Source organism: Anabaena sphaerica FACHB-251 (assembly GCF_014696825.1).
In the GTDB taxonomy this organism is placed as follows: domain Bacteria; phylum Cyanobacteriota; class Cyanobacteriia; order Cyanobacteriales; family Nostocaceae; genus RDYJ01.
In genome coordinates this window covers 375,514-397,223 of sequence record NZ_JACJQU010000002.1, presented here as the reverse complement: position 1 = coordinate 397,223, position 21,710 = coordinate 375,514, and the positions used below count along the sequence as shown (strand labels likewise).

General features: G+C 37.6%; 22 protein-coding genes. 10 read left to right on the top strand and 12 right to left on the bottom strand.

Translation table 11 applies throughout. From position 1 onward, the window contains the following. Nucleotides 1–24: 24 nt before the first annotated feature. The gene (locus H6G06_RS05470) at nucleotides 25–441 is read right to left on the bottom strand and encodes a hypothetical protein (protein ID WP_190557817.1); all 417 of its coding nucleotides are present in this window, start codon (nucleotides 439–441) and stop codon (nucleotides 25–27) included. Next, complete coding sequence (locus H6G06_RS05465; protein ID WP_422387045.1) at nucleotides 407–544, bottom strand: transposase family protein; 138 nt, start codon at nucleotides 542–544, stop codon at nucleotides 407–409. Before H6G06_RS05465 ends, H6G06_RS05470 begins: the two co-directional genes overlap by 35 nt. 282 nt (nucleotides 545–826) lie before the next feature. Between H6G06_RS05465 and H6G06_RS05460 the strand changes: the two genes are divergently transcribed. Beyond that, a complete protein-coding gene (locus H6G06_RS05460; RefSeq protein ID WP_190557813.1) occupies nucleotides 827–1,249 on the top strand; it encodes a hypothetical protein in 423 nt (140 codons plus the stop codon). Between the two features lie 93 nt (nucleotides 1,250–1,342). Here H6G06_RS05460 and H6G06_RS05455 read toward each other — a convergent pair whose 3' ends face one another. Next, nucleotides 1,343–2,704 (bottom strand): cytochrome P450, encoded by a 1,362-nt coding sequence (locus tag H6G06_RS05455; protein WP_190557812.1) that lies wholly within the window; start codon nucleotides 2,702–2,704, stop codon nucleotides 1,343–1,345. Between the two features lie 113 nt (nucleotides 2,705–2,817). Then, the gene (locus H6G06_RS05450) at nucleotides 2,818–3,753 is read right to left on the bottom strand and encodes a 1-aminocyclopropane-1-carboxylate deaminase/D-cysteine desulfhydrase (RefSeq protein WP_190558522.1); all 936 of its coding nucleotides are present in this window, start codon (nucleotides 3,751–3,753) and stop codon (nucleotides 2,818–2,820) included. Between the two features lie 217 nt (nucleotides 3,754–3,970). On the opposite strand from H6G06_RS05450, the gene H6G06_RS05445 reads away from it, so the two are divergent. Further along, nucleotides 3,971–4,534 (top strand): pyridoxamine 5'-phosphate oxidase family protein, encoded by a 564-nt coding sequence (locus H6G06_RS05445; RefSeq protein ID WP_190557810.1) that lies wholly within the window; start codon nucleotides 3,971–3,973, stop codon nucleotides 4,532–4,534. 193 nt (nucleotides 4,535–4,727) lie between these two features. Here H6G06_RS05445 and H6G06_RS05440 read toward each other — a convergent pair whose 3' ends face one another. Then, entirely contained in the window at nucleotides 4,728–5,207 is a 480-nt protein-coding gene (locus H6G06_RS05440) for a DUF1499 domain-containing protein (protein ID WP_190557808.1), read from the bottom strand. Nucleotides 5,208–5,340: 133 nt separating this feature from the next. Further along, complete coding sequence (locus tag H6G06_RS05435; RefSeq protein ID WP_190557806.1) at nucleotides 5,341–5,997, bottom strand: glutathione S-transferase family protein; 657 nt, start codon at nucleotides 5,995–5,997, stop codon at nucleotides 5,341–5,343. A gap of 115 nt (nucleotides 5,998–6,112) precedes the next feature. On the opposite strand from H6G06_RS05435, the gene H6G06_RS05430 reads away from it, so the two are divergent. The 5 genes from H6G06_RS05430 to rnhA all read left to right on the top strand — a co-directional run bounded on the left by H6G06_RS05430 (nucleotide 6,113) and on the right by rnhA (nucleotide 9,523). Beyond that, a complete protein-coding gene (locus H6G06_RS05430) occupies nucleotides 6,113–6,538 on the top strand; it encodes a GNAT family N-acetyltransferase (RefSeq protein WP_190557805.1) in 426 nt (141 codons plus the stop codon). Nucleotides 6,539–6,542: 4 nt separating this feature from the next. Next, nucleotides 6,543–7,007, top strand: a complete 465-nt coding sequence (locus H6G06_RS05425) for a cupin domain-containing protein (protein ID WP_190557804.1) — start codon at nucleotides 6,543–6,545, stop codon at nucleotides 7,005–7,007. A 30-nt stretch (nucleotides 7,008–7,037) separates the two neighbouring features. Further along, nucleotides 7,038–7,505, top strand: coding sequence for a protein tyrosine phosphatase family protein (locus H6G06_RS05420; RefSeq protein ID WP_190557803.1), 468 nt, complete (start codon nucleotides 7,038–7,040; stop codon nucleotides 7,503–7,505). 20 nt (nucleotides 7,506–7,525) lie between these two features. Beyond that, nucleotides 7,526–8,509 carry an alpha/beta fold hydrolase gene (locus H6G06_RS05415; RefSeq protein ID WP_190557802.1) on the top strand — a complete coding sequence of 328 codons (984 nt, stop codon included), beginning with the start codon at nucleotides 7,526–7,528 and terminating at the stop codon, nucleotides 8,507–8,509. A 105-nt stretch (nucleotides 8,510–8,614) separates the two neighbouring features. After that, nucleotides 8,615–9,523, top strand: a complete 909-nt coding sequence (rnhA, locus tag H6G06_RS05410; protein ID WP_190557801.1) for a ribonuclease HI — start codon at nucleotides 8,615–8,617, stop codon at nucleotides 9,521–9,523. 95 nt (nucleotides 9,524–9,618) lie between these two features. On the opposite strand, the gene H6G06_RS05405 is transcribed toward rnhA, so the two are convergent. From H6G06_RS05405 to cruF, 4 genes are all read right to left on the bottom strand, one after another. Further along, nucleotides 9,619–11,457 carry a two-component system response regulator gene (locus H6G06_RS05405; RefSeq protein WP_190557800.1) on the bottom strand — a complete coding sequence of 613 codons (1,839 nt, stop codon included), beginning with the start codon at nucleotides 11,455–11,457 and terminating at the stop codon, nucleotides 9,619–9,621. Then, the gene (locus H6G06_RS05400) at nucleotides 11,450–14,314 is read right to left on the bottom strand and encodes an ATP-binding protein (protein WP_190557799.1); all 2,865 of its coding nucleotides are present in this window, start codon (nucleotides 14,312–14,314) and stop codon (nucleotides 11,450–11,452) included. Before H6G06_RS05400 ends, H6G06_RS05405 begins: the two co-directional genes overlap by 8 nt. Nucleotides 14,315–14,387: 73 nt before the next feature. Then, nucleotides 14,388–15,557 (bottom strand): 2'-O-glycosyltransferase CruG, encoded by a 1,170-nt coding sequence (cruG, locus tag H6G06_RS05395; protein ID WP_190557797.1) that lies wholly within the window; start codon nucleotides 15,555–15,557, stop codon nucleotides 14,388–14,390. A gap of 193 nt (nucleotides 15,558–15,750) precedes the next feature. Then, nucleotides 15,751–16,659 (bottom strand): gamma-carotene 1'-hydroxylase CruF, encoded by a 909-nt coding sequence (cruF, locus tag H6G06_RS05390; RefSeq protein WP_190557795.1) that lies wholly within the window; start codon nucleotides 16,657–16,659, stop codon nucleotides 15,751–15,753. A 406-nt stretch (nucleotides 16,660–17,065) separates the two neighbouring features. Between cruF and H6G06_RS05385 the strand changes: the two genes are divergently transcribed. After that, nucleotides 17,066–17,491 (top strand): hypothetical protein, encoded by a 426-nt coding sequence (locus tag H6G06_RS05385; RefSeq protein WP_190557793.1) that lies wholly within the window; start codon nucleotides 17,066–17,068, stop codon nucleotides 17,489–17,491. Nucleotides 17,492–17,573: 82 nt separating this feature from the next. On the opposite strand, the gene rpmA is transcribed toward H6G06_RS05385, so the two are convergent. Both rpmA and rplU read right to left on the bottom strand, forming a co-directional pair. Continuing rightward, nucleotides 17,574–17,852 (bottom strand): 50S ribosomal protein L27, encoded by a 279-nt coding sequence (gene rpmA, locus H6G06_RS05380; protein ID WP_190557791.1) that lies wholly within the window; start codon nucleotides 17,850–17,852, stop codon nucleotides 17,574–17,576. 31 nt (nucleotides 17,853–17,883) lie between these two features. Further along, a complete protein-coding gene (gene rplU, locus H6G06_RS05375; RefSeq protein WP_190557789.1) occupies nucleotides 17,884–18,291 on the bottom strand; it encodes a 50S ribosomal protein L21 in 408 nt (135 codons plus the stop codon). Between the two features lie 556 nt (nucleotides 18,292–18,847). Here rplU and H6G06_RS05370 point away from each other — a divergent pair. Then, complete coding sequence (locus H6G06_RS05370; protein ID WP_190557786.1) at nucleotides 18,848–19,939, top strand: nucleotidyltransferase domain-containing protein; 1,092 nt, start codon at nucleotides 18,848–18,850, stop codon at nucleotides 19,937–19,939. Between the two features lie 53 nt (nucleotides 19,940–19,992). Then, entirely contained in the window at nucleotides 19,993–21,240 is a 1,248-nt protein-coding gene (locus H6G06_RS05365; RefSeq protein WP_190558520.1) for a proton extrusion protein PcxA, read from the top strand. Nucleotides 21,241–21,710 lie beyond the last annotated feature (470 nt).

Genomic DNA, 21,710 nt, shown 5'->3' with positions numbered 1-21,710 from the left:
CTCTGTATGTGTGTATTCCCTTATTTACATGATATTTTTCATGGCATCACGAAAAATAGAATGATAGAGGCTGTAGTAAATAGTCCCTGCGATAGATTTCTGGGTTAAAAATTCTGACCATTTTTCTAACACCTCTTCTATTTCATATTCATCTGTATCCAGAATTTCCGCTATAGCAGCAACAGAGATAGGTTGTGTTTGCTGTGCTAAAACTTTCAATACTGCTAGAGCAAAATCTTCATCTGTCAAGTCCAGCATTTTTTGTAAATGCTGTTGGTAATAAGATTCCAAACCAGGAGGTAGAGAAGTTTCTGACTGGGAAGGTTCGGCATAGAAACTCGTTGAGTATGAGGCAACACCATGTTTTGGGATTTCAAACTTTTTGATCAATACTTGACGATGGCGTTTAACTCTCATCCCTCGATGCTCGATACCCGACATATCCACTCATTGTTCCCATTATTACAAACAGCAATACCAGCCAGAGTGGATGTCTTCGAGCATCAGTCGTTCTGAAGTCTTCCACTTGCCGCAGATGTTCCATCAGAGAAGCACCCATAATTTTACTCCCTCAACACTTGCTATTTTACCTGTTTTAGGGAATGAAACAGCCCTGCTTTTTAAGGGGGGTTGGGGGAATCAAACCTAAATCAAGAGCAGATTGTTGGTTGCACTACAAAACTCTATTAAACAGTGGGTTAGGGTGGACTTGATGCAATTGAAAAAACTGCATTTTACATAGTTTATAGGTTGGATTGTTTCCAGTGAACAAAATAACCTAACTATGAAATTTGGCAATCTAACAATCTAAAATTGGTGTAAGCCTGTGTCTAATTTAGAACTGTACCAATATCTTCCTAAACTTCCTGATATCGCGCTGCAAGAATTTACGGAATGGTGTGTTTTAGAACAAGCTAAAGCCGCAGGATTAGAATTTAAACCTGATGCGAATAAGTTGAAAAATTTAGCACCAGAAGATTATTTAAAACAACTGATTGACCAATTCATGAAAGTGAAACCAGACCCAATTAGAGCAGGTTTAGTAGCTGTAATTGCTGGAAAACAATCTGATAAACATAATTTGTCAGGTTTAGCAGCTATTGTTGATTTTGTTTCACTTTATGTTAAATTTTTAATTCCTAAAGATGGTACTGACCCAGAGCAAGCAGAAGCAATATTAGCGAAAGCATCGCAACATCAGTATGAGCAACTGACTCAAATTGCTAAAAAACATGATGTGGCTTTATAGTCAGGATACTTGTAAAATCAGGAATCAATAGATATAGCATAAGTTCAAATCCCCGACTTTTTAGAGAAGTTGGGGATTTTATATAAAAAGCAATTACCTGTGATTAATTAACATTTTCACGCCATATTTAGGACGCAATGTAAACGCAGGCCAAGGTACAATTTCCTGATTTGGTACTAAGGTTAATTGGAAATTTTGGGCAATAGTAGCTAAGATTAGCACTGCTTCCATTTTTGCAAAAGATTGACCAATGCATATTCTTGGACCACCAGCAAAGGGAAAATAAGCAAAGGTTGGTAATTTCTTGGCTAAATCATTTTCCCATCGGTCAGGGTTAAAAATTTCAGGTTGGTCAAAATAGCGTGGATCACGATGCATGACCCACTGACTCATAACAATACCATCACCAGCACGTAGAGGATAACCAGCAACTTCGCAATCTTCCACTACTTGGCGACTCATCGCCCAAACAGGTGGGTATAACCGCATTACTTCCGTAATTACCCTTTCGGTGTAAATCAACTTGGGTAAGTCAGCAAAAGTGGGTGTTCTGCCAGCTAATACTGTCTGTAATTCTGTCTGTAATTTTTGCTCAATGTCGGGATGTTGAGATAATAAATACCACGTCCAAGATAATGCTAAAGCTGTGGTTTCATGACCTGCTATCAATAGGGTAATCAATTCATCTCGGATTTGTTTATCACTCATGCTTGTGCCATCTTCATCTTGAATATGCAGCAGCATGGACAGCAAATCACCTGCATCTTCAGCACTTTCTCGCTTTTGTTGAATAATGCGATAAATCAAATTATCAAATTGCTGTACTGCTTTTTGATAACGTAGATTGAGAGGAATTGGAACCCAATCAGGAAGAAAATATAACAACATATTACTGTTGCGGGTTTCAAAGTATTCTATGCTAACCTGCATAGCCTTTTCGACTTGTTTAACTTCTGCTATTAATTCAGTTCCAAATAATGTTTTGGCAACAACTTCTAAGGTGAGGTGCATCATGTCTTCGTGAATATCCCGACTTTCACCTTCATGCCAATTTTTTAACATTCTTTTAGTGTAGTCAACCATCACCTCACCGTAGGAAAAAATCCGTTCTCGATGAAAAGCTGGTTGCATTAGTCGTCGTTGACGCTGCCAAAATTCTCCTTCACTTACTAAAAGTCCATTACCCCAAATTCGCTGCAAGATTTGAAAGGTTTGATGCTTCTTAAATTGACTGTTCTTTTTGACTAGCACCTCTTCAATATAATCAGGGTGGTTGAGTTGATAAACTGAAAATGCAGGTCCTTTCCAAAGAACGATATCACCGTAATCTTTGGCACTCCGACTCATAAAGCCTATGGGATCTGCGGCATAGTCAGGAAGGATACCTAATAAGGGGTGAGATTTTGGTCCCGGTGGATAATTAGCTGTTTTGTTAGTTGGAGATACTGTCACCATGAATATTGTCTCCTTTTTGAATCAGAAATTTTGTAAATATGAGTAGCTATCTTTCCAAAGCACTGGATATTATATTTATCAGCTAGGGTAGTTCTGATTTCTTAAAAGTTACTTTAATTAAATCTTTTCTTAAGTAATTTTTCTTGAATGCCGAGATTTCCCTGTAAACCGCCAGTATGTATTAATAGTAGACGGCCTGGTTGAAAAAATCCCTGCTGTAGTAAGTTCATGACTCCATAGAACATTTTTCCCGTATATACGTAATCTAGGGGTATGTTATGTTCTTGGGTAAATTTTTGGCAAAACATGATTAATTCTTGATTAAATTTTGCATAACCTCCAAAATGGTAATCATATACCAGTTGCCAAGGTGCGGGATTATCAACGGGTGCTGGTAAACCAGATGTGAGATAATTGTTTATTAAACTTTCAATTTCCGCAGCCAGAAATTCTCCACCTTTTAATACAGGAAAGCCAATAATTCTCTGTTTTGAATGTAATGATAGGGCAATACCGGCTAGTGTTGTGGCTGTTCCACAGGTTAGGCAAATAGTATCAAATGCGTCTAAATTTTGCATTATTTCTGTACAACCACGCACACCGTTAAGGTTGCTACCTCCTTCGGGAATGATTAACACTTCACCGAAGCGTTGCTTTAAGTCTTCCTGTAGTTGGGTTGTGTGGCGTTGTCGGTAAGTTGCGCGATCGCAATACACCAGATGCATCCCTTTTTCTACCGCAAAACCCAGTGTAGGATTAAGGGGTAAAGTCTCTTCTCCACGAATTACCCCAATGGTGCGAAAACCAAAAAGATCTCCTGCGGCTACGGTGGCAAAAATATGGTTAGAATAAGCACCCCCAAAAGTGAGTATGGTTGATAAATTTTTCTCCTTGGCTGACAAAAGGTTGTATTTCAGCTTGAACCACTTATTACCGTTAACCTGTGGGTGCATGAGGTCAAGGCGTAATACGTATAACTCAACACCAACACGATCAGCGATTTGACTATTAATTTTTTGTGTAGGTGGAGATAGAAAGATTGACGGCATTTCCATCACGAGTTAAGCTTTGTTGTCATAGTGGAAAAGTAAGAATTCAGAAATCAGGAGTCAGAATGCTTGTCAAATCATGAATATAGAGAAGTGAGTTTTTCTACAAATCATCAAGGTAGACTCTAAAAGCTGTAATTATTTGAATTCTGGATTCTGAATACTTACTTAGAAAATAACAAATCCGCAAAAACTATCACCATCTATTAGACTGTTTATGGCTAAAGTTTTTGACTCTATTACTGAAGAATTGCAAAAATTTATTGCAAATCAACAGATGTTTTTTGTTGGTACTGCGCCTTTAAGTCATACAGGCCATGTTAACCTTTCTCCCAAAGGTTTAGAAAGCTTTCGTATTCTTTCCCAAAATCGCGTTGCTTACTTAGATGTAACAGGTAGTGGTAATGAAACTTCCGCTCATCTGCTAGAAAATGGCAGAATTACATTTATGTTTTGTGCTTTTCAAGAACCACCTTCTATTCTCCGTCTTTATGGTCAGGGAAAGACGATTTTACCTACTTCCCCAGAATGGGATTTTCTCTATTCTTTATTTTCTCCTATACCGGGAACTCGACAAATAATTGTTGCGGATATTGAACGTGTACAAACTTCCTGCGGTTTGGCTGTTCCACTTTATGAATATCAAGGACAAAGAGAAAGTTTAGTTAACTGGGCTAATAAGAAAGGTGAACAGGGAATTAAAGAATATCATCAGCAGAAAAATTTTGTCAGCATTGATGGTTTGTTAACTCCCTTGTCTCAAGTTCATAATCAAAAGTGAGTTGATGAGTAAATGATTATGATTAGGATTCAACTTCAACAAACCCATAGTCATTAAACTAAAAGATTGTCTATGAAAGGCGATCGCATTTCCCAAGTCAGGCGATCGCTAAATTTGCCTCAAGAATCACACAGTATCATCAATTCAAACGCATCAGTGACACCTGCTACTAAACATGATATACCTGATCAAATCAAATGTTTAAATCAAGCAAAGCCAGACGAATTTGTTCCATACGTCTGCGGTTGACACCAAGATCCGACTCTCCCACACGAGATGCTGAACGGATATGAATTACTGACTCATCACCTGGTAAATAAAACTCTACATCATCAACAAATTTAAAGATGCGGCTTTTAGAAAGTGCATGGATATAATTATCTGTTTGTTCTATAACTTCTGTCCGGGGAACAACGGTGAGAACTTTGAGTAAGGTTTCCTTGGCTTGATCACGATCTACATGATAAATAATTGGCTCAATAGCGTGTTTAGCATCAGCATTTTGGCTAACAACACAGTTGTCTGAAGCTGGACAAGAACTAAGATAACCTGACTCAACCCCTAAACCAGTAGCCCAAGTCACCCCAGGAAGTATTAAACAGATAGTCAGTGTTAAGAATATTGCCAAAATAATTCTTTGTAGTGGCCGTGAAAATGCTCTGAGACGGTACATGATTAATTTACTCCTCGATGATTTAGATTTTATTAATGTCTTCAATGATTATCACCTAGTATGTGCAAATTTGGTGCATTTACTCTCATGTAAAAATGAAGGTTATTGTGAAATACTCATATTAGAATGCCAATCACGAAAACTCAAATTTTGAGATTACTTCCATCTCCCTTTTCGCTGATGTGATCCATTCTTGCATTGCAGGAAGTTCATAAATTGCCTTTACATAATTCCTAGAAATTGCATCTAGTGCGACATCGTAAGCAATAAACCGCATGACTACTGGGGCAAACATAGCATCAGCAATGGTAAAATCACCAAATAAAAACTGGCCATTTACACCAAAACTTTGTTGACATTCTTCCCAAATATCAGTTATGCGATTAATATCTTTTTGTACACCCAATGCCAAACCTTTACCTGGATATTTATTGCGGCAATTCATGGGCATATTTTGACGCAAATTTTGAAATCCAGAGTGCATTTCGGCGCTGATAGAACGTGCTAATGCTCTGGCTAGTTTATTTTCTGGCCAGCATGGTAAATGAGAAAATGTTTCCGCTAGATACTCGCAAATGGCTAAAGAATCCCACACTGTTACTTGATCGTGTAACAATACAGGGACTTTCCCAGATGCAGAATATAGCTGAAGTTGAGATGTGGATTCAGGAGTATAGAGAGGAATCCTAATTTCCTCAAATTCTAATCCAAATTGTTTCATTACTAGCCAAGGACGTAATGACCAGGATGAATAATTTTTATTACCGATTACTAAGGTGAGTTGCGTCATTTTGCTATGTTTAATATAATTATTGAATCATTCTATATTTTAGAATAAAATGATCCAAATAATCAACTTGATCCCTAATTTTATGGCTGTGAATTAATTTAATGGAAAATTAACTATGAATTATAAAATTGTTAACCAGTTAAATGAAAAGCAAATTTACGAACTTGTGGAATTATATAAAAATGAATTTTGGAGCAAAGATAGAACATACCAGCGTGTTGTTAAGATGCTAGAGGCATCAGATTTAATTATTGCTTTTGTCAGTGATGAGGAAGAATTAATAGGTTTTTGCCGCTTGCTTACAGATTTTGTTTATCGCGGAACTCTGTATGATGTAATTATTAAACCTGAATATAGAAAAATGGATTTTGGTGCTAAATTATTAGATGCAGTAATTAATCACCCCCAGTTGCAAGAAGTGGAGAATATTTCTCTTTACTGTTTACCTGAAATGATTAGATTTTATGAGCGTTGGGGGTTTATACATGATGTAGATGGAATTAAATTAATGCGACGTTATCACCCATTATCTGCGGAATAAAATCATGATTATTAATCCAGACAATGTACCTCATCGAACAACTTCTGTTTATCCAGAAGTCTTTAAATCTCGGCTCATGGGACGAGTTAAACAAGCTTTAGGAAACGCAGTCGGATTAAACAATTTTGGTGTGAACTTAGTCACTCTAGCACCAGGAAGTTGTTCAGCATTGAGACATTGGCATCTTCAACAAGATGAGTTTATTTATATTATTCAAGGTGAAGCGACTTTGGTTACTAATACAGGTGAGCAAATTCTCACACCGGGAATGATGGCAGGTTTCCCAGCAGCAGAAGCCGATGGACATCAACTTGTCAATAAATCTCAAGCAGTTGTAATTTATTTGGAAGTTGGAGATAGAACCCCAGGAGAAGTAGTATATTATCCAGATGATGATTTAATTGCTAAATCTAGTGATGATGGAAGATGGATTTTCACACATCGAGATGGTGATTTGTATGAAATTTAAATCTAAACATAAATCATAGAAGTTTGCATTATGTCTAGAAATGGTCTTGAAGATATATACAACTTTTTGCAAATTTCCAATTTAATTGCTACTTCTGGACAACCTACGGCAGAACAATTTACAGCAATTAAAGAAACAGGATATCAATTAATTATCAATTTAGCATTGCCAACCTCACCAAATTCTTTACCTGATGAACAAGAAATTTTGGAATCTCAAGGTATGAAATATATAAACATTCCTGTAGTTTGGGAAAATCCTACTGTGGATAATGTAACAGAGTTTTTTAGCATCATGGAAGCTAATGCTAATCAAAAAATATTTATTCACTGTATTGCTAATAAAAGAGTTTCTGTTTTTATGTATCTTTATCGCCGTCTATGTATAGGAATAAGCCATGCAGAAGCAAAACTATCTTTATCTCAGGTTTGGATTCCAAATCAAATTTGGAATGAGTTCATAGAAGAAGTAATAGAGAATTATCAATCATCAATTTAAATTATCAGGAAATTAAAATTTTGCTATCAAATTTATTTAACTGGCAAGCATTGATTTTATTAGGAATCACTACATATCATCTAATTGCCAGTATCCAAGAAAAATCAAAAATACCAACCATAGGAAAATTGATTGATGTAGGTGGACATAAATTACATTTTTATTCTGCTGGAGAAGGAAAGATAACAATAATTTTAGATAATAGTCTTGGGGGAATAGATGGATATTTTTTAGTAGATGAATTAGCGAAAATTTCACGAGTTTGTATTTATGATCGAGCGGGTTATGGTTCGAGTCAATCAAGTAATAAACCACGTACCAGTGAACAGATAGTTAAAGAATTACACATTTTGTTGCAGAAGGCAGAAATTGAACCGCCTTATGTGTTAGTTGGTAACTCCTTTGGTAGTTACAATATGCGTCTTTATGCTCATCTGTTTCCTGAAGAAGTGGTAGGTATGGTTTTAACAGATGGTTTGCATGAAAAACAGATGTTAGCAATGTCATTTAGTCTGCAATTATTGAAATTATTTTTTACCGTTTCTTTTTTAATTGCTTCATTGGGTGCAGCATTAGGAGTTGTGCGGTTTTTAGGAATAATAGGCGCTTTTGAAATTCTCAAAAAAGAACTGCGTCAGTTTCCAAAAACTACCTTAAAAATCGTGAAAAGCTCTTTTTACTCTGGACGACATTGGTTGACAATGTTTCGAGAAATGTGGAGTTTAAATACCAGCAGTCATCAAGTAGAAAAGGCTAATGATTTTGGAAATATGCCAATTATTAATATCAAAGCTGCTACCTTTCTTAAACCTGGTTTGGGTAGGTTTTATTTTTCGATTCAACCAGCCGATAAACTGCGCGATGCAATACAATCTAATTTGCTTTTACTTTCGACTGACTGTGAACAATTCTTAGCTCTCAAAAGCGGTCATTTTGTTTGGATAGACCAGCAGGAAGTAATTTTGGCAGCCGTTAGAAAAATTTTCCATAAAAATTTTCCATAAAGTTGAAAAACGTGATTATTAACTATAATAGCCTGGATATTGTTGACAACAATTTCTCACTACTCCTTTTTTTGTTATTGTCCCTTGCGGTTTCATACTTCCACTATGTCTACCCAACGCATAATTCAAAGCATATATACTGATGGTGCTTGCACTGGCAACCCTGGCCCTGGTGGTTGGGCTGTAGTTGTTTACTTCAATGATGGTTCAATTCATGAAATGGGGGACGCATCGCGCCATACCACCAATAATAAAATGGAAATGCAAGCTGCGATCGCTGCCCTGGAATTCTTTGCCACATCTGGACAAACTCAACCCATCACCCTTCACACCGATAGCGAATATCTGATTAACAGTGTTACCAAATGGATGCAAGGCTGGAAAAAGAAAGGCTGGAAAAAGTCAGATGGAAACCCAGTTCAAAACCAAGACTTGTTAGAAATTCTCGATCAACTCAACAGCAAACTCGTAAAATGGCAGCACGTGCGCGGCCATTCTGGTAACATAGGTAACGAAAGGTGTGATGTGATTGCTCGCTCCTTTGCCAGCGGCAAAATTCCATCTCTTCAACAATTATCGCCTGCCAATCCTTACCCAACCTTAACCAATACAAACGAAATCAATGTAACAAAAGTATCTGATTCTCCAAAAAACTCTACAAAAATTAACGAAAACATCTCGGAAAGCAGTACTTTTTCATCAGACATAACCACTATGGAAATATCTACAGCGTCAGCTGCGACTACAAACGAAGAAAAACCTCCTGAGATGAGGATTTTGCAACTCCGCAACTTGGTTGAAACTTTGCGGGTTGCTGACGAAATTGCAGAAAAAGGCTACTTAATCACCAGTTCCGAACTAGCAGATTTAATGGATGTCCACGCTAGTGCTGTCACCAGTCGGGGAGATCAGTGGCGTTGGCGAAACTGGATAGTTTCACGGGTACGGCGTGAAGGTAATCAAATTCTTTGGGAACTTGAAAGAGGTGATCAAATAGAAAGTGATCCTGACTAAAGATACCAATTTAACCCCAGTTACCAGTTATAACCGTTATTGGGAGATGGGGAGAAAAATTAATTCTTTCTCCTGACTCCTGAATTCTGCTGTAATTACCACTGAGGTGCAGACGCAAGTAAATCTACAATTGATTTGGCTGCTAAAGGTTTGGAAAATAGATAACCCTGACCAAAATCGCAGCCTAAATCCCGTAATTGAGCTAATTTTTCTGGGGTTTCTATGCCTTCAGCGATCGCTTTCATTTCACTTGTATGAGCAAGGTTAATGATAGTAGAAATCAAACCTGTATTCCTGGGATTTGGCTCTACAGCATTGATGAATGATTGATCAATTTTGAGGATATTTACCGGAAATCTATGCAAATAGCTTAAAGAAGAGTATCCCGTCCCAAAATCATCAATAGATAATTGAATTTGGCATTTTCGCAGTTGCTGTAAAATTACTGCTGCGGCTTCGCTGTTGTCCATGATAGCACTTTCAGTAATTTCAAGTTTTAAGTTTTGCGGATTTAATTGAATTTTTCGCCAAGCTTGATCAATTATTTCTAATAAATTCGGTTGAGAAAATAATCTGACTGAAAGATTAACGCTAATTGAAACATCTTCATCAATTACTTTTTGTTCTTGCCAATTGCGTAACTGACGGCAGGCTGTTTTTAATACCCAGGTATCTATAGACGCAATTAAACCGGTTTCTTCGGCGACTGGAATAAATTCCACAGGAGAAACCATACCCAAACTGGGATGCTGCCAGCGTACAAGTGCTTCAAATCCACTAATTCTACCTGTAGATAAAGAAACTATTGGTTGATAATAAACGATAAATTCTTGCCGTTCAATGGCTCTTTTTAAATCATTTTCTAACTGTAAAAGCTTGATTGCTTGTTGATACATATCATAAGTAAAGACACAATATCTAGACTTACCTTGTGATTTAGCCCGATACATTGCTGTGTCAGCATCTCGCAGTAATTCTTGAGGATTATTATAATTTTTATTACCTAAGACAATACCGATACTTGCACTAATAAACACCTCAGTTCTAGATAGTTTAAAAGGAGCAGAAAGCCCTTGTAAAATTGTGTCAGCAAATCTTTTTGCATAGCTAATATCTGTAACTGTGTCTAAAAAAATAGCAAATTCATCGCCGCCTAATCTAGCTAAGACATCAGTAAATTTCATCAACGTTTGTAATCTCTTCCCAATAGCAATCAATAATTCATCTCCTACCAAATGTCCCAGAGAATCATTAATAACTTTAAAGCGATCACAATCTAAAAATAAAACAGCAAACTGATAATCAGATTTGAATTTAGCCAGCTTAAGTGCATCATCTAACCGTTCCATAAATAAAGTGCGATTAGATAAATTAGTAAGTGGATCATGTAAAGCTCGATATAATAATTGATTTTGCAATTCTTGACGCTCATTGAGTTCTCGCTTCAGTTCTTGATTAGCTAATTCTAGTTGCAAAGTTCGCTCTTGGACTCTTTTTTCTAATTCTATATTTAAATCTAAAATTTTCTGTTCTGCTGCTCGCAGTGATAGTTGATTTTCCACACGGATAAAAACTTCTTCTGCTTGAAATGGCTTGGTAATATAGTCAACACCACCAACTTCAAAAGCTTTTACTTTATCTAAAACATCATCTATAGCACTTAAAAATATTACGGGAATTTTTCTAGTATGTTCACTAGACTTTAATAATTGACAAACTGCATATCCATCCATTTCTGGCATCAGAATATCCAATAAAATTAAATCTGGCACCAGATTTTGACACGCTGTTATAGCCATTTGCCCATCTAAAGCTTTACGCACAGAATAACCCTGATCACTTAAAATTGTAGCTAAAAACCTTAAATTATTCGGTGTGTCATCAACTATGAGAATATCTTTTTTCTCAGCATTCAATTTGGTTGTTTTACTCATCGTTACCCTGGGTCAACTGCATAATTTTTTTGAATTGAAAATTTAGTGTTAATTCCCTAAGAGTATTAGCTAAAATCTGATTGTCTGGAGTTATCTGTGCAATCAATTCTAAAATACTTTCATCACTACATTGAGCAGCAGCAGTATTTAACTGCCTCAACCATTCACTGGACATTGTTAATAAAAGAGCAACTAATTCTGATTTGGAAACTTTTTGGTAATTGTGAGTTGGAGAATTTATTTGACTATGATGATGGTCATAGATATATTGTACTCCTAGATGTTGGCTAATCTTGTCTAATAAAATTGCTTCTCGAAAAGGTTTAGAAACAAAATCATCACAACCACACGCTAAAATAGCTTGACGATCTTTCTCAAAAGCACTGGCAGTTAAAGCTACAATTTTAGTAGCTTGACCTTGGGCTGTGGCTTTAATCTGTTGTGTAGCTATAAAACCATCCATCACAGGCATCCGCATATCCATAAAAATCAGATGAGGTTGCCAAGTCTGCCAACAACTAACTGCTTCTTCTCCATTTTTAGATTCACGGGTGCTAAAACCAATCGCTGTTAGCAATTTCGCTAATAATAGACGACTATCTTTAACATCGTCAGCTATTAAAATCCGATATTCAGGTTGATTAGGTGCTAAATTAATGGTGGTATAATTTAAATCTGGCATGGGAATTTCGTTAGCATTAGCTTCATGAATGGGAATATCAAAAGTAAATAAACTACCATTACCTAGACGACTGCTAACTCGAATATCACCTCCCATGAGTTGTACATATTTGCGGCTAATAGCTAAACCTAATCCGGTTCCTTGTTTATATTGACTACCTTTGTTTGTTTGTTTGAAAGGTTCAAATATTAAGTTAATTTCTTCAGCATCGATACCATAGCCAGTATCTTCAACTTCAAAAATCAGATGGGAATCAAGAATTGATAATAAAGTTTCTGTGTTTTCTTGTTGAGCGATTTTGACAAATTTAATTCTCAATTCTACCCTACCTGTTTCCGTGAATTTAATGGCATTCCCTAAGAGATTGAGCAATATTTGTCGTAATTTACCTTCGTCTGTACGCACATAATTAGGTAAGTCTTTATCATAATTGAATATCAATTGCAATCCTTTAGATTCAGCTTTTAATTGCAACATTTTATGTAAACAATCTAGAAAAACTCTTAAATCAAAGCTGTATTCATTAAGCGTAGTTCTACCAGCCTCAATTTTGGACATTTCTAGAATGTCATTAATGAGGCTGAGTAAATATTCACCAGCACGATTAATAATTCCTATTTCTTCCTGATGTTCTATAGATAACGATTGATCACGACTCATGATTTGTGTAAAACCAAGGATAGCATTGAGTGGCGTTCTCAATTCATGACTCATATTCGCCAAAAATTCTGATTTAGCACGGTTGGCTGCATCGGCGGCTAATAATGCCTGTTGTAGTGCTATTGATTGTTTTTGAGTTTGTTCTAGTAATTCAGCTTGTTGCAAAGCTATTCCCAACTGATTAGCAATTTGCACAACTATATTAATTTCGGACTCTTTCCATTGTCGGGGAGCAGAGTTTTGATAAATTGCCAATAATCCCCAAAGCTTATTACTAGAAACAATCGGTACAATAATATAGGCTCTGGCCTGAAATTGCTGCAATAGTTGAATATAACAATCGTCAAATCCAGCTTGATAAATATCTTCTACTACTCGGTAACTTGTGCCTTGGCTGTAAAGGCCACCTTGAGTTTGTTGTAGATACGTATCCTGTATTAATAACGAATTTTTTTGAAAATTATCATCTTCATTTGTACTGTCGAAATATTTAACTGTACATCGCTCATTTGATATTGCGTTTTCCTGTAATTTGGGATTATTATTTTGTTCTTCCCATAAAGATATCCAACCGCTACCTACAGACTCGGCGACAAATTCTCCACTCCAATCAGAATTGAAACTATAAACCACGACGCGATCGCAATTGATAACTTGCCTTAATTCAGACGTTGTAGCGGCAAAGATGGTTTTAATATCTAATGTTTGCCGCATCCTGTGAATTGCTGTAGCTAATGCTTTTTCCCGTTCGGCACTCTCTCGCAATGCTGCTTGTGCTTCTTTATCTGGAGTGATATTGCTAAAAGTGCAAACTAATCGCTCTAATTTTTGATGTTCAGATACTTGTGGTTCGATATTTATTAATAACCACAATATATCTGTTGTGGAATTCCGAGATAAACCAATTACATAGTTATGTACAGGTTGCCGTTTGGCGATCGCTTCTCTGATGGGTAAAGTTTTAGCAGTTAATAGTTTCCCATCTTCGTCTAGCATTTGCCAGTTGAGTGCAAAAACACTTTTATTTTGTAAATCATCATCTGTCAGTAACAGCAGTTCTCTAGCAACGTGATTACTCAAAATGATTTTGCCATCAGCATCCAAAAGCAACACACCTACAGGCATTTCCCGAATTAAAGACCGAAATAATTTTTCACTTTCTTGTAATGCTTCTTGTCGGACTAATTGATCTGCATATCTCCGACCTAAGATTGAGATGACTAAAGTAACAAGTAGTATAAATAAAATCGTCATACAGATTTGAATTTCCCACCAGGAATTTGGCGTACTAGCTAGTATAAAGAAGTACATCAACCAAATCCCAGCCACCATGACCACATAACCGCCTAAGATCCAAAGTAATTGTGCTGATGGCAACCCCAAAGGTGAACTTAGGGATGATTTGGCACTGACTCGCCCTACTAAATCTAATGCCATATAAGAGGCAGTAGCAGCGACCATAAATGATAGAGCTACTAACAGCGGTTCATAACTGCCAAAAATTATGTCATACATAGTAGAGTTAGGCACTAGCAAGGAAAGTGCAAATTTTATATAAATTATGGCAGGTCTAGCTGATAGTTATGAATCAATAGTTCCTTCCTCGCCATTCTCGCGGAGTGCGGAAGGCAGATAAAAAGATTCGCAGCACAGCCAAAGGATCAGCTAACGGGGAAAGCCAAAATAACCAACCACCCCTGGCATTTTTGCGGTCATAGGAAGGAGCGATCGCCAATAATAAAGCAAAGCGAATTATCAATAAAAATATATTCAGTCCCCATAAAAGACGCAGGGGGAGCAGGGGAGGTAGGGGGAGCAGGGGGAGAAAACCAAGTAATATCAATATGGGTAAACCTTGTACCGCTGACAGTAGCCATAAATCACCCCAAACTTGAGCGCGGTCAGACGCATCCTTCAAATCAAGACTGCGCCCCCATTCCTTCCAAGTTTCCATTGCTCCCTCATACATCCGCACCTTCAGCACTTTTGCCCCATCCAAAAACCCCACCTTAAAACCAGCAGCGGCAATATTTCGCGCCAAAGTCACATCATCACAAAAAGAACTACTGGCACTGCTATAACCATTTACAGCCGCTAAAACCGAGCGCCGACACAAAAAACACTGCCCATTGGCCATCACCCTTTCTGGTTGTTCGGTGTGAATACCGGCAGGGTCAAATCTATATAACAGTGTCATCAACAAAGCCGGTTGTAACCAGCATTCGCCCGGATACTTGAGAATAAACTGAGGGGAAAGGGAAACCAAATCATAACCCTCTGCTGCGGCTGTTTTGACCAAACTGGCCACCAAGCCAGGATGGGGTTGAATATCCGCATCCATACCCAAAAACCACTCACTTTCTGGGGAAGTAAACAAAAAGCCGTTATGTAGCGCCCAAGGACGACCCACCCAACCAGAGGGTAAAGGGTCATCTGTTATCACTCTAAACCTGGGATCTTTTTGCTGTGCAGCTTTTACCAAGTCGGGAGTGCCATCTTGGGATCTGCTATCAACAACAATAATTTCTCTGACTTCGTAGCTTTGCCGACTTAACCCAGCTAACAGCGGACTAATGCGTAATGCCTCATTCAGCGTCGGTACAATCACACTGACAGTACCCAACATCTCAGGCGTTGGTTGTTGTGGTTCCAGGGGTGGATACCGTCTTGGACCTTTGAGCAGCCGTGACAGCAGAAGCGCCGTTGCTGGTACTTGGATAAGTAGTAATAGGAGGGAAATAGTGCTTTGTATGATCAAGATATTGAGTAAATGCAATAGATACTATAAATTATTAAATTTTCTCATAATTTATACCTCAATGGCCTGTCTTTAGATGACAAATTTCTGACACCGTTTTTGAACCCTAATACACGGTTGTCTCATCACCAATTACGAATTACCAGTTAGTGCTGAGTATCATATCTAATTAGTTTACTCAGCACTAGTGAAGTTACTTGAAAGCAACTTTAACACTGGCAACGGAAACTTCCTTGGTTGCTGGTTCAACAGCTACAGGAGTCGATGCACCAGGTCCTCTCAACCACAGTGCTACAGCAGGTGCAACGCCCAGCAGCACACCTAGTAATACAGGGATGGAGAAGCCAGCAGCCAAGCTCATCACTGTCGCAAAACCAAAGTTACCCAAATAAACTACCAAAGGAACATTGAGTTGCGATCGCTCTAATTTAATCGGGTTGTTTCTCCACAACAGCGCCGCTACTGTCATAAACAGTGAACCAGTACCCATCCAGCCGGCAAAGTTTTGGTAAGGCATCCCGAAGAAAGCCCCTGGTTGTTGCCAATACCAGAAGGGAAGAGAAGTTTGGCTCATGGCAGGATCAAGCACAAAATCCCAAGAAGTTAGCAATAACGCACCCAGCGCGATCGCACCTGCATGACGGACTAAGCTGGGTTTTTTATCTACCTCTAAACCTACACGCGCCAACAGGTAGGAAACACATCCTACATAAAACCAGGACAAGGGAATTGTAAACGGTACTAAACCCGCAATTTTATAACCCAAACCACTCAGGTAGCTGTAGTGACCAAAAGGAAAACCTGTGCTAGTTCCTAGTAATTCACTCGTCAAAGAAATTAACACAGACGGAACCAGAAAACACAAAGCCCGGCCTAAGCCCAGTGTCCGGTAAGCATACAGAAAAACACCCACTGCACCCAAAATCATATAAGCCACGCCGCCACCAGCCATGCTCCACTGCATGACAGTCTGACCAACCTCAGATAAGCTCAAAATTACTTCTGCATTAGGAATAACTAATAATATCCCTACCAGTCCAAACACCATAGACACGATATGACCAATCAGGCATACGCGCTCAATCATAACAATTTGTCTCATGATCACTCCTTAACCTTCCTAAAATGTGACACGCGGCTACTCAACTGCTAATAGTTTACAAATGTTTAAGATCATAATTTAACTAATTTTTACAAAATAATCCGGGAAGATTGACAGTTGATTCACGTCTTAATTGAAAAAAGTATAAATACCCAGAACTTACTCACCCATATTCATTCTTCGCCGATAAGTAGATCAACATAGTTAAACATAAAACGCTGAGGATACATATACCCGACTGCTCAAAGAAGTCGGGGATCTGGTTATTACGTTGTTTGACACTTGAGATACTTATCAGTTGAGGGGTGTGGGCTGTAGAATTGCTTAACCTACACCCTTATTTAACTGTATCAATCTGCGAAAATTGTGAAATAATAACTGCACCCGTCACTGGGAACACCAATCTATGTCAATCTTGAAAAGAATTCCTTGGTTTTCCCTAGCACTAGTGCTACTAAGTTATAGTACGTTGGGCTGGGTGATATCCGAAACCAAACCCCCCTGGTTTGTGTGGTTAATAGTTGTAGTTGCTATATTGCTGTTACTAGCCAGTTTGACTACTCCTTGGTCAAAAATAGCAGAGTATTACAGCATCTTGTTTAAATCCAATATCAGGAGTTTTGGTGTCACCATTTTAGCAGCCTTCCTCTTTTTTGTGATGCTCGCCTGGTTCCGGGCATTTCTGGATATTTTACTCATCCTCTCAGCGACTATCTTAGCTAAGATCGACTTTCAGGCATCGGGCTTTAAAGAAGCTCTAGGTTTTTGGTTGACATCTATCTTTGCACTATCAGGTTTAGCCGCAGGTGCTTTATTCCATAGATTTATTTAAATAGGTTGTCAGTGGTCAGTTGTCAGTTATCAGTTGTTTTCTCTTAACCACTGACTAATGACTAATGACCACTCACTAATACTTAACTTGCTACTGCTTCAGCAGCAACAGGTGGATAAACGCTGACTTTTTTCCGAGTTTTGCCATTTCTTTCAAAGGTAACAACACCGTCAACCAAGGCAAACAAGGTGTCATCACTACCAATACCGACATTATTGCCGGGGTGGAACTTAGTGCCGCGCTGACGCACAAGAATGTTTCCTGCACGCACAACTTGTCCACCAAAACGCTTTACACCTAGTCGTTGAGCATTAGAGTCACGACCGTTACGAGTACTACCTGTTCCTTTCTTATGAGCCATGATTTCCTCTTAATTTATCGACTTCTATTTATTATTCAGCAGCAACTTCTTCAGCGGGTGCGTTATCCACCTGATTGGGAACTTCTGGAGTAATTGGTGCTTCTTGATACGCCAATACCTCACCATTGAGGTTGATGGAGTTAATCAAAAGTCTGGTAGTTTCCTGGCGATGTCCCCGTTTTTTGCGGGTTTTCTTCTTGGGCTTCATTTTGTAAACCAGGACTTTACGACCTCTAAAGTGTCGCATCACCGTCCCCTCTACAGTCGCACCTGCTACACGTGGCTGTCCAATCGAGACTCCGCCCTCGTGCTGCACCAGTAATACTGCGTCTATTGTAACCTTTTCATCTGGTTCGGTACTCAGCAGTTCAATGTCGTAAAATCGACCTGCTTCGACTTTTATTTGTTTACCACCAGTTTCAATAATTGCGTAAGTCATGAAATTGTCCTTGAAGTTGCCGTACAGGTAGCTGGCTTTAATCTCCTGTAGAGACCTAATTTATGTCTTTTGCCAGCTTTTGCAGTATGTCTACCTGATCCGAGCAGGAATTAGACAGACAATCTAACATCTTATCTTACTCAATATCATTAAGTCAAGGTTTTGCTTGATGAGAAATTTGTCGGGAAAATTTGACTTGATTACCGGAATGATGATGTGTGGGTGTGTAGCTAGATCAGACACAGACAGAAAAAAATTCAACCATCTGGGCAGCGGCTAGAGTTGCTCGGATTTTTTTTATTCTCTGGATATAATACAGTTTAATTTAATCAATCCCAATTAGGACTTACGCAAGTGTCACATCAAACATCTCTTGTAGAGTGCGTCATACTGCATAAATCCTGTCAATAAACAGATTTTTGACATCTGACTCACCCTACTAATATGCCAGTTGCGTAAGTCCTGCCCATAAATCCAAGTTCCTCGTAAAGACTTTTCCCTGGCGGATTTTTACAAGCAGACTTTGACAAATTTAAAATTATTGCTATAAGGTTTCATGAAAAGAATCGAAGTTGAACAAAGAACGATTTTTATTGGTTTGGCAGGTAGTCACGGTTATAGTTTAAATCGCCCAGATTCTGATTACGATTATAGGGGCGTATTTATCGCGCCTAAACGTTACTATTTAGGATTTGATAGCATAGAACAAAAAGATAGCGGTTGGGATGAACCGGGCATTTTCCCATTTATAGATGGTAATCCAGATACAGTTATTTATGAATTAAGGAAAGTGCTGCATTTATTAGCAGGTGCAAATCCCAATGTTTTAGAATTACTCTGGTTGCCCACATATCCTATTTTAACAGATATTGGACAGCATTTAATTAACCATAGAAAGCTATTTTTAAGTAAAAAAGTTAAGCATACTTATTCTGGTTATGCTTTCGCGCAAATCAAAAAAATGGAAACTCATCGCAAGTGGTTGTTAAATCCACCTGCTAAAAAACCAATACCTTCAGATTTTGGTATAGAAGATGAGCCGCCATTAAGTAAAGATGAAATCAACGCTTTTTTGGAATATCTTTATTTATTAATTAGGGGTAAAATTGAATTCTTAGAAGAATCTGAGCAATTGTACAAATTGCTGACAGCAGATATTGATTTTAAAGGTATATTGAAACAATATGCCTTAGCGGATGAGGCGTTGGAATATAGCCAAAATTTAACTAATAGCCGTAAAGATTTTATTCGCTTACTGCAAAAAAGTCAAAGTTACCAAATTGCGTTAAGAGAATGGAAAGCTTATATATCTTGGCAGCAAAATCGAAATCCGGCTAGGGCTGAAATGGAAAGAAAGTCAGGTTATGACTTGAAACATGGAATGCACTGTATTAGATTACTGCGTAGCGGGTTAGAAATATTGCAGAGAGGAGAAGTGATTGTAGATAGAGTAATTGCAGGTGATGTTGATGATTTAAAAGCTATTCTCCGAGGAGAATATACTTATGAGCAGTTGATGAAAATGGCTGAAGATTTAGTTGCTAAAATGGATATTTGTTCTGAACAATCAACTTTACCTCACAAACCAGATTTAGAACATATCAATGGTTTGTGTATGGAATTAGTTGAGATGCAAGGTTGGGAATAAATAGGTTAAACTAAGTGGTTAGTTATAACTGTGATAGGGAGATGGGGAAAATGATGAATCGAAATGCCAGATTAATCCGCCAAAAAATGATGGCATACTGGCGCTCATTTAATCGCTGGTTTTTAGATACTCCAGAAAGAGCAATTCTAGAAGCTTATCAAGCTGCTCAAGCCATTCAAAGTATCGAAGTTGATAAATTTGGCGGGAAGAAAATTTCTCCGGAATCAGGTGATTATAGTGAAAATGTGATGGCTTTTTGGCAAGGAAATCTCAATAGGAATTTAGCTATTATCAAAGTGAGACTAGCCGAATTTCAATTGGGTTTAACTTTTGCCAATCCTTCAGATCCAAACTTATTAGAAAAACTCAAGTTTATTGATGAAGTTATATCTAAGTATAACACAAAAGATAAACCAAAGATAGCACCCTTAAGCATTACTCGTCAACCAGTTGAAAACCAGTCAGATTCAACCATTACAGATATTACTAGAGATACATATACCACTCAAAAAAATAGTGCTTTTCCCAGAACAATTGGCAGAACATTTAAAACAATTGCCCAAGAGCTTAGACCAAAAGCAGAAGAAGAGTTTGTCAGAAATTATCGAACTTCTAGAAATAGGACAAGGAGAGCCGTTAAATTTTTATTACTGCTGATTATTGTACCAATATTAACTCAACATTTCTCTAAAAAATTATTAGTAATCCCTCTATTAAAACCCTTAATTAGTGAAAATACAACGCGAATTTTTTTAAATGTAGAAATGGAGGAAAAAGCACTGCATGAATTAAAAAACTTTGAGAAAAAAATGGAATTTCAAAACCTAGTGCGTCAAGCACCAGAACTTTCACCAGAAAAAATAGAAGCCAAAGTAAAAAACAAAGCCATTGAGATAGCAGAATCATTTCGCTATAAAAGTATCACTGCTATTAGTAATTTATTTGCTGATGTGATATCACTAATTTCCTTTGCTATGGTTATTGTTTTTAGCAAAAAAGATATTGTTTTTCTTCAGTCTCTTCTAGATAAAATAGTCTATGGTTTAAGCGACAGTGCTAAAGCTTTTTTAATTATCTTAGTTACAGATATATTTGTCGGGTTCCACTCCCCACATGGCTGGGAAATTCTTCTAGAAGGTTTAGCATCCCATTTAGGTTTACCAGCAAGTAGAAACACCATATTTCTTTTTATTGCCACATTTCCAGTAATTTTAAACACTATATTTAAATATTGGATATTCCGTTATCTTAGTCGCTTGTCTCCTTCAGCATTAGCAACATTAAAAGAAATGGATGAATAATTTATAATTCGTAATATCCGCTCCCCGACTTCTCTGATAATTCGGGTTTCGTAGGGAGAATGCGTATTAAGAGAATGCGTATTAGATGGACGAGTCATTTCCAATAATTGCTTGGGCGCGGGGTTCTTCTTGGTAATGCAGTTATTAAGCGGGTTATATGTGGTAAACCCAGGCTGACAGGGATACTGGTCATAGTTTTGTGATATGGTTTTAATATTACTGATGATTTAACGGGAAAGTGCGATTAGTTACAGTAAAATTTGTTGCTATTTTTGTAATATTTACTCATTGACAGGCACATAAAAAATTATATTAGTAATTTTGTCAAGATCTGAAGAATTTTTCATGAATCCATAGAAAGATTTAGTGCAGAATCTCAGTTTATCTGCTACTAATTGGGGTTAATCATTGCTTTTGTTGTTAGAGATAAAAGTGATTACTAATACAGATGTGTGATGCAATATTAAGCA

Excerpts from the sequence above, each read along its gene's own strand:
- cruF (WP_190557795.1), bottom strand. The coding sequence starts at position 16,659 with ATGAGACAAATTGTTATGATTGAGCGCGTATGCCTGATTGGTCATATC.
- H6G06_RS05385 (WP_190557793.1), top strand. The coding sequence starts at position 17,066 with ATGTCAATCTTGAAAAGAATTCCTTGGTTTTCCCTAGCACTAGTGCTA.
- H6G06_RS05430 (WP_190557805.1), top strand. The coding sequence starts at position 6,113 with ATGAATTATAAAATTGTTAACCAGTTAAATGAAAAGCAAATTTACGAA.
- H6G06_RS05425 (WP_190557804.1), top strand. The coding sequence starts at position 6,543 with ATGATTATTAATCCAGACAATGTACCTCATCGAACAACTTCTGTTTAT.
- rnhA (WP_190557801.1), top strand. The coding sequence starts at position 8,615 with ATGTCTACCCAACGCATAATTCAAAGCATATATACTGATGGTGCTTGC.
- H6G06_RS05470 (WP_190557817.1), bottom strand. The coding sequence starts at position 441 with ATGTCGGGTATCGAGCATCGAGGGATGAGAGTTAAACGCCATCGTCAA.
- H6G06_RS05420 (WP_190557803.1), top strand. The coding sequence starts at position 7,038 with ATGTCTAGAAATGGTCTTGAAGATATATACAACTTTTTGCAAATTTCC.
- rplU (WP_190557789.1), bottom strand. The coding sequence starts at position 18,291 with ATGACTTACGCAATTATTGAAACTGGTGGTAAACAAATAAAAGTCGAA.
- H6G06_RS05450 (WP_190558522.1), bottom strand. The coding sequence starts at position 3,753 with ATGCCGTCAATCTTTCTATCTCCACCTACACAAAAAATTAATAGTCAA.
- H6G06_RS05440 (WP_190557808.1), bottom strand. The coding sequence starts at position 5,207 with ATGTACCGTCTCAGAGCATTTTCACGGCCACTACAAAGAATTATTTTG.
- rpmA (WP_190557791.1), bottom strand. The coding sequence starts at position 17,852 with ATGGCTCATAAGAAAGGAACAGGTAGTACTCGTAACGGTCGTGACTCT.
- H6G06_RS05445 (WP_190557810.1), top strand. The coding sequence starts at position 3,971 with ATGGCTAAAGTTTTTGACTCTATTACTGAAGAATTGCAAAAATTTATT.
- H6G06_RS05365 (WP_190558520.1), top strand. The coding sequence starts at position 19,993 with ATGAATCGAAATGCCAGATTAATCCGCCAAAAAATGATGGCATACTGG.
- H6G06_RS05435 (WP_190557806.1), bottom strand. The coding sequence starts at position 5,997 with ATGACGCAACTCACCTTAGTAATCGGTAATAAAAATTATTCATCCTGG.
- H6G06_RS05400 (WP_190557799.1), bottom strand. The coding sequence starts at position 14,314 with ATGTATGACATAATTTTTGGCAGTTATGAACCGCTGTTAGTAGCTCTA.
- H6G06_RS05370 (WP_190557786.1), top strand. The coding sequence starts at position 18,848 with ATGAAAAGAATCGAAGTTGAACAAAGAACGATTTTTATTGGTTTGGCA.
- H6G06_RS05455 (WP_190557812.1), bottom strand. The coding sequence starts at position 2,704 with ATGGTGACAGTATCTCCAACTAACAAAACAGCTAATTATCCACCGGGA.
- H6G06_RS05465 (WP_422387045.1), bottom strand. The coding sequence starts at position 544 with ATGGAACATCTGCGGCAAGTGGAAGACTTCAGAACGACTGATGCTCGA.
- H6G06_RS05405 (WP_190557800.1), bottom strand. The coding sequence starts at position 11,457 with ATGAGTAAAACAACCAAATTGAATGCTGAGAAAAAAGATATTCTCATA.